Here is a 10,720-nt window from a genome sequence, read left to right as displayed (position 1 = left end):
AGTTCGCCCTCAAATCCACGCTGGAAAAACAGGCCGCATGAGGCCAGAAACGAAACCCAGGACTCTCCCTCAGACCGGAGGAGAAAAGGGTCTCAGGTCAATCCGCCTTCCCTATCTCGGTGACGATGCCGCTGCGGGCCGAGCCCTATGAGGCGAAGGTCATCCTACCCTGGCTCGCGAACCTGCTGCCGGAGACGCATCTCGCGGAGATCGGCCAGATCCTCCAGATCGCGCCCCAGAACATTCTGGGCCTCCTCGCCCGGATGGGGCGCGACACGGCCGGAGCTCTGGCGTTCGGACAGCCGCGGGAGGGGGGCAACCGATTTCATGTCGTCGAGACGAATGACGAGCTCGAGCAGATCATCTCGAACCTGCCGATGAAGCCGATGCTCGTCGGCGAGCGCGGCGTCTCGATGTCGCTGGCGGGCGTTCAGGAAAAGCTCGGCATCGCCATTGTCGACGGCAAGATCGCAGTTCCACTCGAGGGCACGCCCTCGACGCATATCCTGAAGCCTGATGTCGAACGGCTGAAGGCGAGCGTCCAGAACGAGGCCTTCTGCCTCACGCTAGCCAGGTTGATCGGCCTGCGGGCGGCCGCGGTCACGACCGGCCGCGCAGTTCGACGCAGTTACCTGCTGGTCGAGCGCTATGATCGGATCGAGACGCCGGCCGGCATCCAGCGCGTTCACCAGGAGGATCTCGCCCAGGCGCTGGGCATCTATCCGAAGGACAAATACGAATACGCCCCAGGTGGACGCGGTAGTGAGGTGCGCAGCGGGCCGGGTCTGGTCGAGCTCTTCGGAGCCGTCGAGCGGCATGTCTCACCTGGTGCACGCCTCGACCTGCTCGATGGCGTGATCTTCAACGTGATCTGCGGTAACACCGATGCCCACGCCAAGAACTACGCGCTCCAGATCGGCGCCGGAGGCTCGGCGCGTCTCGCTCCCCTCTACGATGTGCTCTGTGCGAAGATATACCCCCACATCACGGCCAGCATGGCCCAGAAACTCGGTGAGCGTCGGGTTGCCGCGGAGATCCAGGGATCGGATTGGCAGATCCTGGCGCGCAGAGTCGGCCTGAATCCTGCGCACACGCTCCAGCGCGTCGCCGAGTTATGCCAGCTCGTGCGGGAGAATGCCCGGGAGGCCCGTGACCGTATAGCCGCCATGCCGGCTGGCGGGCATGAACTGCTCGAGCGCGTTCAGGCCGAAGTTGTGCATGCCGCGCAGATCATCGAGCTGCAGCTTGCCAATCGACGTGAAGGGCGGCGGCGCGATCCGAGGAGCGTGCGTGCGCGAGGGGATCAGCAGAACCCCGGCCCAGCCGACGATTGAGATTCTCGTATCCGACAAGCAATGATGCTCGACTTTTCGTTCTACGCTCGCGCAGATGTCCAGAACCGTGGACTTCAGCCAAAGTGTGCAGCCGCGGGCGGGGAACGGCTGCGTCCGCGGATCCCGTCCTAGCCAACACCAACTTCTTCTTCGCCGCAGAAGCTGCCTATATTGCCGCGAAGGTCAACCTCCCGAGCGACCGGGTCATCTTCCGGCAGCGGGCCAGGGTTATCCGGAAGAGCTGGGAGGACTGAATGGAGACGGATGTGTTGTTGCGGCTGCCGAGCCGCGCAAGAGCCGAGCGCGCTCCGATTGAGCGCGTGGGGCGTCGAACCTCTAGTAGACGTCGGCCTGGTAGCGCCCGGCCTTCTTCAGCGCCGCGACATAGGCGACGGCTTCGTCGACCGAGCGGCTGCCGTGCTCGATGACGACGTCGACCATGGCGCGCTCGACATCCTTGGCCATGCGCTTCGCATCGCCGCAGACATAGAAGTGGGCGCCTTGCTCGAGCCAGGCGAAGAGTTCGGCGCCGCGTTCGCGCATGCGGTCCTGGACGTAGATCTTCTCGTTGCCGTCGCGCGACCAGGCGAGGGTGAGGCCGGTGAGCACACCCTCCTGCTTCATCGCGTTGAGCTCGTCCTCGTAAAAGAAGTCAGAAGCCCGGCGCTGATGGCCGAAGAACAGCCAGTTCTTCCCCTTCGCGCCGGTCGCCTTGCGATCGTGCAGGAAGGCGCGGAACGGCGCGATGCCGGTGCCGGGACCGCACATGATCACCGGCGTCTCCGGATTCGCCGGCAGGCAAAAGCCATGGGCGCGCTGGACATAGACCGGGACCTTGTCGCCGGGCTGTACGCGCTCGCCCAGAAAGGTCGAGGCGACGCCCCAGCGGGGGCGGCTGCCGATCTTGTAACGGACGGTGTCGACCGTCAGCGAGATGCGTCCCGGCGTGGCATTGAAGGAGGAGGAGATCGAATAGAGCCGCGGCTGCAGCGGATCGAGCGCCTCGACGAAAGCCTCGGGCGAGAGCCGCGCCGAGGAAAACTTGTGCAGTGTGCCGAGCACGTCGAGCCGGTCGAGATCGCCGTCCGGGTCCTCGCCGGCCGCGAGGCGCTTGGCCTTCTGGCGGGTCTCACCGCCGGTCACATAGGAGATCAGCTGGAACAGCGCGTCCGGCGCCGGCCCGAGCGCGCAATCGGCCAGCAGTTTTTCGCGCAGCGTCTTGCCGCGGAGATCGGCGTCGGGCCGGGCGCCGAGCAGCGCGATCACGGCATCGACCAGGCGTGGATCGTTCTGCGCGACGATGCCGAAGGCGTCGCCGACGATGTAGTCGAGCCCGCTCTCGGAGAGATCGAACTCGACATGCCAGGTCTCCTTCTCGGAGCCCTCGCCATTGAGCTTGCGGCGCGACAGGAAGGTGGCGAGCGCCGGGTTCTCGCGGCAGCGGCCGATTGGACCGGCAGGGACTGCAGGCGCAGCCTCGGCTAGCGCGGTGGCGGGAGCAGCGCCGCCATCCTCCATCAGCGCCTTGAGCTGGCGCAAAGTCTCCTTGCCGCCGGGCGCGCAGAGGTTGAGCCGGCCTTCCTTGCCCTCGGCGATCGCGGCCGAATAGCTCTCGCAGACATAGCCGCACTGGCCGCAATCCTGCTGCGCCATGGCGGCGAAGAGCTTGCGCGGCAGCGGCTTGCCCTCGGCGAGCTGCATGCGATCGGCGATCGCCATCGCCGGGTCGTGCCAGGGCGCGCCGTCATCGGCCTCGCCCAACACCGCGGCGTTCTCTGCCGGCGACAGCGCAGTGACGCCGGCATTGTCGAGCGAGAGCAGGCCGGCGAAGAAGCCGTTCAGCCAGGAGCGCTGCTCCTCGCTGAACGGCGCGGCCTCCGGCAGGACCTGGACGAGCGGGTTCGGCGTCTGCACGGTCATGCCGCTTCTCCCGACTCAGCGACCAGAGCCTGCAGCGCCGCGATCTCATGGCGGCGGGCGAAGGCGACGAAGCTCTCGTCGGGCGCGGCGCGATGGACCTGCCAGGTGCGCAGGATCGCCTCGACCAGCGCCGGCGCCTGCTCGGCCCTGACCTTCTCGCGGAACGGCCGGGCCATGCCGCCGTCGACGCCATAGCCGCCGCCGACCAGGAGGTCGTAGCCTGGCACGGTGTCGCCCTCCTCGTTCACAGGTACCTTGGCGCCGATCAGGCCGAGATCGCCGATATAGTGCTGGGCGCAGGAATGATGGCAGCCGGTCAGGTGGATGTTGACCGGCTGGTCCAGGGTGATGCGCGGCTCGCAATGAGCGGCGATGGCGAGCGCATCCTCCTTGGTGTGGGCGGCGGCGAACTTGCAGCCGGTCGCGCCGGTGCAGGCGATAAGCCCAGCCCGGAGCACCGAGGTCTCGGCCGAGAGGCCGATCGCTTGCAGATTGGCGATGACATCGTCGACCTTGGCGTCCGGCACGCCCGAGATCAGCAGGTTCTGCCAGACGGTCAGGCGGATATCGCCGTCGCCGCAAGTGTTGGAGATTGCTGCGATGGTCCGCATCTGTGCCACGGTGAGCTTGCCGACTGGCAGCGCGACGCCGATCCAGTTGAGCCCGGGCTGAAGCTGCCGGTGCACGCCGATATGGGCGAGGCGATCATAGACCGGGCGCGGCTTGACGAAGCCCGCGTCGACCCGGGCCAGCCGGCGGCCGAGCCTCTCCTCGACGGCGGCGAGGAACTTGTCGAAGCCCCAGGCGTCGAGGACGTATTTCAGGCGCGCCTTGTTGCGGTTGGTACGGTCGCCATTGGCGATGAAAACACGCACGATCGCATCCGCGACCGCAACCGTATCGGACGGCGCTACGATGACGCCGGTGTCACGGGCAAGGTCGTGATGGCCGGTGATGCCGCCGAGCGCGAGCCGGTACCAGATGCCGGGCTCGACCGACTGCCCTTCGAACGAAGCGCCTTCGCCGATCTCGATCGCCTGAAAGCCGATATCGTTGGTGTCCTCCAGCGTCGCTACGGAGCCGGCGCCGTCGAAGGCGACGTTGAACTTGCGCGGCAGGCCGTAAAGCGAGCGGTCGTTCAGGATGTGATGATGCCAGGCGCGGGCATGCGGCCGGGTGTCGAGGAGTTCGAGCGGGTCGATGCCGGCGGTCGCCGAGCCCGTGACATTGCGGATGTTGTCGGCGCCGGAGCCCTTGGCGGTGAGGCCGAGATCGGCGAGGCCTTCGAGCAGTAGCGGTGCGTTTTCGGCCTTGATCTCGCGGATCTGGAGATTCGCGCGGGTGGTGACGTGGCTGTAGCCGCCACCGAACCGCTCGGCGAGGTCGGCGACCCCTTCGAACTGCCAGGCCTTGAGGATGCCGTTGGGAATGCGCAGCCGGCACATATAGCTGTCCTGCGCCGGGGCGACATAGAACAGGCCATGATAGCGCCAGCGGAAATTGTCCTCGGGCTTGGGATAGGTGCCTGATCCCGCCTGCTGCTTGAAGCGGGCATAGGCATCGAAGGGATGCTCGGCCGCCTTCCACTTCTCCTGATCGACCAGCTTGCCGCCCGCGGCGACGGTCTTCGCCTGCGCCTGCGCATGCTCCTTGTCGGGCCCCGACGGCGCGGCATTGCCAGCGCTGCCGGCACCGCCGAGCGGGCCGAGGCCACGCGCAGCGCGAGCCGACTGCAGGCCGCTCATGAAGCCTTCGAGATAGCGCTTCTGCTCGGGGGAGAAGTCGTTGCTCATGGGCGTTTCCGTCACGCCGCCTCGACGAAGCGGTGCCGCTCGTAGAGGAATTTCAGCACCGCCTCGCGCGCGGCGATGTAGGTGCGGTCGGAGACCAGCTCGAGCCGCTTGCGCGGGCGCTCGAGCCGGACATCGAGCACCTCGCCGATCCGGGCGGAGGGGCCGTTGGTCATCATCACGATCCGGTCCGAGAGCAGCACGGCCTCGTCGACGTCATGGGTGATCATGATCATCGTGTTCCCGAGCGTGGCGTGGATCTGCATGATCGAATCCTGCAGATGGGCGCGGGTCAGGGCGTCGAGCGCCCCGAAGGGCTCGTCGAGCAGCAGGATCTTCGGCTCCATGGCGAGGCCGCGCGCGATGCCGACACGCTGCTTCATGCCGCCGGAGATCTCGCCCGGGCGCTTGTCCTTGGCGTGGCCCATCTGGACGAGGTCGAGATTGTGCATGATCCAGTCATGCCGCTCCGCTTTGCTCTTGCTGCGTCCGAAGACCTTGTTCACGGCGAGCGCGACATTGTCGTAGACCGAAAGCCAGGGCAGCAGCGAATGGTTCTGGAAGACCACGGCGCGCTCCGGGCCGGGCGCATTGACCTCCTTGCCTTCGAGCAGCACGGCGCCGGCGCTCACCGGCGTCAAGCCGGCGACGATATTGAGCAAGGTCGACTTGCCGCAGCCGGAATGGCCGATGATCGAGACGTACTCGCCCTTGTCGATGACGAGGCTGACATCCTTCAGCACGTTGGTCGAAGCCGCGCCGCGCTGGAAGGTCTTCTCGACATGGTCGATCTTGAGATAGGCGCTGGTCATGGTCGCGATCCTCAGTTCGCCGCGGTGCCGCGGGTGACGATCGCGCCGATGAAGGCGACCAGCCGGTCGAGCACGAAGCCGACCACGCCGATATAGACGAGCGCCACGATGATGTCAGAGAGGCGCGAGGAGTTCCACGCGTCCCAGATGAAGAAGCCGATGCCGACGCCGCCGGTCAGCATCTCCGCCGCGACGATGGCGAGCCAGGACAGGCCCACGCCGATCCTAAGGCCGGTGAAGATGTAGGGGGCCGCCGAGGGCACCATGATCTTGAAGAAGAACTCGATCTGGTTCAGCCGCAGCACCTGCGCGACGTTGCGATAGTCCTGCGGGATATTGCGGATGCCGACGGCGGTGTTGATGATCACTGGCCAGATCGCGGTGATGAAGATCACGAAGATCGCCGAGGGCTGGCTGTCGCGGAACGCCGCCAGCGAGAGCGGCAGCCAGGCCAGCGGCGGCACCGTGCGCAGGACCTGAAAGACCGGGTCGAGGCCGCGCATCGCCCAGACCGACTGGCCGACGAGCGCCCCCAGCAGGACGCCGACGATCGCGGCAAGGCTGAAGCCGATGGCGACGCGCTGGAGCGAGACCAGAATGCGCCAGCCGAGGCCGATATCCTGCGAGCGGGCCCAGTAGAACGGCTCTGTGATCAGGTCCTTGGCCTCTTCCCAGATCTTGCTCGGCGGTGGCAATGACGACTGCGGACCGGAGGCGGCGATCTGCCAGAACAGCAGGATGAGGGCGACGGTGCCGAGCGGCGGCAGCACCGTGACCAGCACCGACTTTACCAGCGGCGCCAGCGTTTCGCGCAGGGGCTTTCCGGTCGCCTGCGGCAACGCCACGACTGCGGCGCCGTTTGCCGGCAAGGCGATGACCTCCGCCCCCGTGCTCGCCGACTTCAAGGCAGCCTGACCCATTACGTCACTCCTGTGATCGATCGGTGCGTTCATGCCGGCACCTCGACGCGGGCTTGCGCGCCGATGCGGCGGATCTCCGGGAGGCACGAACCGCAATTCGTGCCGGCCTTCAGTTTGCGGCCGATATCCTCGACCGTGATGGTGGCGCCTTCGGCGAAGGCGGCGCGGATCGCATTCAGCCCGACGCCGAAGCAGGCGCAGACGGTCGGCCCTTGATCGGCGGCGCCGTCGAGGCTGCGGCCGGAGAGGAGCGCGAGGCGCTGGCCCGGATCGACCTCGCCGCCGGCGAATGCGAGCTTGACCGCATCCCAGACGGGAGCGTCGTGATCCGGCCCGAGGAAGAGCGCGGCGGCGAGCCGGCCGTCGCGGATCAGGGCGCAGCGATAGAGCCCGCGTTCGGCATCGACCATCTCGAGCAACCCTTCCGGACCGAAGGCCTCGCGGGCGAGCTGCATGATCTCGGCGACATCGGCCGGCGTCGCGAAGAGCAGGCCTTGCCCGCCCTCGACCGCGACGCGCGTCCACCAACTTCGTTTAGGCAGTACGAAACCGTCGGCGCCGAGCAGGAAGCCGCGCGAACGGAAGGATACCGGCACGATCGCAGCCGGCGTCGCCTTCAGCTCCGGCTGGCCGGAGAATGGATCGACAAGAGGCTGGACAGCGGCCCCGACACGGGCGCCGGAGGCGTTCTCCGCTGACCAGTGGATCGGAGCAAAGAGGGAGCCCGGCTGCGCACCCGGATCGAGTGCGACCTTCAGGATGACAGCGCCATGGGTTGTGGCGATCCGGGCAAAGCCCTTCTCGGCAAGGCCGAAGCGCGCCGCATCGTCCGGATGCACCAGCACGGTCGGTTCGGCGATATGGCCCGAGAGCCGGGCGCTGAGGCCGGTGCGGGTCATCGTGTGCCAGTGATCGCGGACGCGGCCAGTGTTGAGCAGCAGCGGGAAAGTGTCGCTGGTCGCGGCGGCGAGCGCAGGAATGGCGAGCGGCTGCAGCTTCGCCTTGCGGTCGGCGGCAAAGAAGCCGCCATCGGCGAAGAGCCGCGGCGTACCTTCCGGCCTATCGACGGGAGCCGGCCATTGCACCGGGGCGAGCCCATCATAGGCGCGGCGCGTCAGCTCGGCATGGGCGCCGATGTCGAAGTCGCGGCTGCCGGCGTTCTCGAAGGCCGATAGCGCGGCATGCTCGGCATAGATTTCGTGCGGGCCGCCATAGTCGAACGCCTCCTCGAAGCCGAGCCGTTCGGCGACCTCGCAGATGATCCACCAGTCCGGCTTCGCCTCGCCCGGCAGGGCCAGAAAACCGCGCTGGCGCGAGATGCGGCGCTCGGAGTTGGTGACGGTGCCGTCCTTCTCGCCCCAGGCGGCGGCAGGGAGGATGTAATGCGGGCCGGCGGCGAGCGTGTCGTTGGAAAGGACGTTCTCGGAGACGATGAAGAGATCGAGACCGCGCAGCGCCGCCTGAACCGCGTCGGCGCGCGGCAGCGAAACCGCCGGATTGGTCGCCATCACCCACATCGCCTTGATGCGGCGCTCAGTGACGGCCTCCATCATCGCGACGGCCTTGAGGCCTTCGGCCTGGGCCATGCGCGGCGCGCGCCAGAAGCGGCGGACCCGGTCGATCTCGGCGGACGAATAGCCCATATGGGCGGCGAGCATGTTGGCGAGTCCGCCGACCTCGCGCCCGCCCATGGCATTGGGCTGTCCGGTCAGCGAGAACGGGCCGGCACCCGGCCTGCCAATGCGGCCGCTGGCGAGATGGCAATGCAGGATCGCGGCGACTTTGTCGGTGCCCTGCGCCGACTGGTTGACGCCCTGGCTCCAGGCGGTGACGACGGCCGGCGTGCTGGCCCAGAGTGCGTAGAAGCTTGCGATATCCGTCTTGGAGAGTCCGGTCAGGTTTGCGACCGCAGCGAGGTTCGGCGCGATGTCGCGGGCATTGGCGAGAGCGGCCTCGAAGCCGGCGACATGGCGCTCGATATAGTCGTGGTCGAGCAGTCCGGTATCGGCGAGATGGATCAGCAGGCCAGCGAAGAGCGCGCTATCCGAACCCGGCTTAAGGGCCAAAGTGAGATCGGCATCCTCCGCGGTCGCGGTGACGCGCGGATCGATCACGACAACTTTCGCGCCGCGCTCGGCCCGGTTCTGCTGGATACGGCGGAACAGGATCGGGTGGCACCAGGCCGTGTTGGAGCCGACCAGCACGATCAGGTCGGCGCTGTCGAGGTCTTCATAGCAGCCCGGCACGGTGTCGGAGCCGAACACGCGGCGCTGGCCCGCTACCGTCGAGGCCATGCACAGCCGCGAATTGGTGTCGACATGCGGCGAGCCGATGAAGCCCTTCATCAGCTTGTTGGCGACGTAATAATCCTCGGTCAGGAGCTGGCCAGAGAGGTAGAGGGCGACCGACTCGGGGCCATCGCGGTCGATGATCGCCTTCAGCCCGGCAGCGACCGCATCGAGCGCCTCCTCCCAGGACACGCGGTCATAGGTGCCGCGGGCGCTGCGCTTCAGCGGATGCAGCACACGGGTGCCGAGGCCGAGCGTCTCGCCCAGCGCCGAGCCCTTGGAGCAGAGCCGGCCGCGATTGGCCGGGTGGTCGGGATCACCGGCTATCGCCGCGCCGCCCTTTCCGTCCGGTGTCGCGAGCACGCCGCAGCCGACCCCACAATAGGGGCAGGTGGTGCGTGTCGGGACCGGACCGGCGAGCGGGGCGTCGTGGCGCATGATCAGGCCGCCCTCGCGCAGTAGGCTTCGCCGAAGGGCAGGTCGGCGCGGATCGGCGCGATGTCCTGCTGCGAGCGGATCAGGCCGAGATAGAACAGCGCGCCGGCGGTATCGCCGACGAGGACGCAGCCGGCGAGCCGTCCCTCGCGCAGCACGAACTTGCGATAGACGCCGGATGACGGGTCGCGCAGCACCATGACTTCGGCGCCGTCGCCGGCCTCGAACTCACCTGCCGAGAAGACGCCGACGCCAGAGACCTTGAGATTGGTCGAGAGCAGCGAGCCGGAATAGCTCGCATCCTTGCCGGCGAGCCGCGTCGCCAGCACGCGGGCCTGCTCATAGGCCGGCTCGACCAGGCCATAGACCTGGCCGCGATGCTCGGCACACTCGCCGATGGCGAAGATCGACGGGTCGTCGCTCGCCAGGTGATCGTCGACGACGATGCCACGGTTGGTGGCGATACCGGCGTTGTCGGCGAGATCGATGTTAGGGCGTACGCCGATGGCGATGACGACGAGATCGGCCGGGATGAGAGTGCCGTCGGCGAGCTCGACCGCCTCGACCTTGTCCCTGCCGACGAAGCCCTTGGTTGAGGCGTTCAGACGGACCGCGATGCCGCGCTGGGCCATCGCCGCTGCAAGCAGGCCGGCGCCTTCGGCATCGAGCTGCCGCTCCATCAAACGGTCGACGAGATGCAGCAGCGTCACCTTGCCGCCCGCCCGCGCCAGCCCATAGGCCGCTTCCAGCCCGAGCAGGCCACCGCCGATGACGACGACGCGGGCGCCGCGCTCTGCATAGCCGCGCATCGCCTCGACATCGGCGGTGTCGCGGAAGGTCGCGACCCCGGGCAGCTCGCCGCCCGGGAAAGGTGGCTTCAGCGGCTTCGAGCCGGTGGCGAGGACAAGCTTGCCATATGGCAGGGTCAGGCCATCGGCCAGCGTCACCGACTTCGCGGCCCGGTTGAGACGAGTGACCGGCTTGCCATAGAGCATCGAGACGCCGCGCGCCTGCCACCAGGCGGCGGGCTTCAGCTCGATCTCGGGCTCGCCGATCTCGCCGGCGAGCAGCGGCGAGAGCAGCACGCGGTTATAGGCGAGCCGGGGCTCGGCCCCGATCACCGCGATGGAATAGCGGCCGAGCGCGCGCTGGCTGAGCTCGTCGACCAGCCTGGTCGCCGCCATGCCCTTGCCGACGATGACGAGCGGCTCGGCCATGGCG

At 67.6% G+C, this 10,720-nt stretch carries 7 protein-coding genes and 1 pseudogene; 2 read left to right on the top strand and 6 right to left on the bottom strand.

Annotated elements, in window-relative coordinates:
* Positions 1 to 95: 95 nt before the first annotated feature.
* Both ACFPOB_RS08135 and ACFPOB_RS08130 read left to right on the top strand, forming a co-directional pair.
* A pseudogene (locus tag ACFPOB_RS08135) lies at positions 96 to 284 on the top strand (HipA N-terminal domain-containing protein); the annotation flags it as partial.
* Positions 264 to 1,334, top strand: a complete 1,071-nt coding sequence (locus ACFPOB_RS08130; protein ID WP_377797349.1) for a HipA domain-containing protein — start codon at positions 264 to 266, stop codon at positions 1,332 to 1,334. The pseudogene ACFPOB_RS08135 and the gene ACFPOB_RS08130, both read left to right, overlap by 21 nt.
* A 336-nt stretch (positions 1,335 to 1,670) precedes the next feature.
* On the opposite strand, the gene ACFPOB_RS08125 is transcribed toward ACFPOB_RS08130, so the two are convergent.
* From ACFPOB_RS08125 to ACFPOB_RS08100, 6 genes are read right to left on the bottom strand one after another with little or no spacing between them, the layout of a single operon-like run.
* On the bottom strand, positions 1,671 to 3,254 hold the full coding sequence (locus tag ACFPOB_RS08125) for a sulfite reductase subunit alpha (RefSeq protein WP_377797334.1): 1,584 nt from the start codon (positions 3,252 to 3,254) through the stop codon (positions 1,671 to 1,673).
* Positions 3,251 to 5,047, bottom strand: coding sequence for a NirA family protein (locus tag ACFPOB_RS08120; RefSeq protein ID WP_377797332.1), 1,797 nt, complete (start codon positions 5,045 to 5,047; stop codon positions 3,251 to 3,253). Before ACFPOB_RS08120 ends, ACFPOB_RS08125 begins: the two co-directional genes overlap by 4 nt.
* A gap of 11 nt (positions 5,048 to 5,058) precedes the next feature.
* The gene (locus ACFPOB_RS08115) at positions 5,059 to 5,856 is read right to left on the bottom strand and encodes an ABC transporter ATP-binding protein (RefSeq protein WP_377797330.1); all 798 of its coding nucleotides are present in this window, start codon (positions 5,854 to 5,856) and stop codon (positions 5,059 to 5,061) included.
* 11 nt (positions 5,857 to 5,867) lie between these two features.
* Positions 5,868 to 6,776 carry a nitrate ABC transporter permease gene (ntrB, locus tag ACFPOB_RS08110; RefSeq protein WP_377797329.1) on the bottom strand — a complete coding sequence of 303 codons (909 nt, stop codon included), beginning with the start codon at positions 6,774 to 6,776 and terminating at the stop codon, positions 5,868 to 5,870.
* Between the two features lie 29 nt (positions 6,777 to 6,805).
* The gene (locus ACFPOB_RS08105) at positions 6,806 to 9,502 is read right to left on the bottom strand and encodes a molybdopterin-dependent oxidoreductase (protein WP_377797327.1); all 2,697 of its coding nucleotides are present in this window, start codon (positions 9,500 to 9,502) and stop codon (positions 6,806 to 6,808) included.
* 2 nt (positions 9,503 to 9,504) lie between these two features.
* Positions 9,505 to 10,716 (bottom strand): NAD(P)/FAD-dependent oxidoreductase, encoded by a 1,212-nt coding sequence (locus ACFPOB_RS08100; protein ID WP_377797325.1) that lies wholly within the window; start codon positions 10,714 to 10,716, stop codon positions 9,505 to 9,507.
* Positions 10,717 to 10,720: the final 4 nt, after the last annotated feature.

It is taken from the genome of Allobosea eneae, from assembly GCF_042657265.1.
Taxonomy (GTDB): domain Bacteria; phylum Pseudomonadota; class Alphaproteobacteria; order Rhizobiales; family Beijerinckiaceae; genus Allobosea; species Allobosea eneae.
The sequence above is the reverse complement of the archived record's forward strand: the minus strand, read 5'-3'. Positions and strand labels throughout refer to the sequence as shown.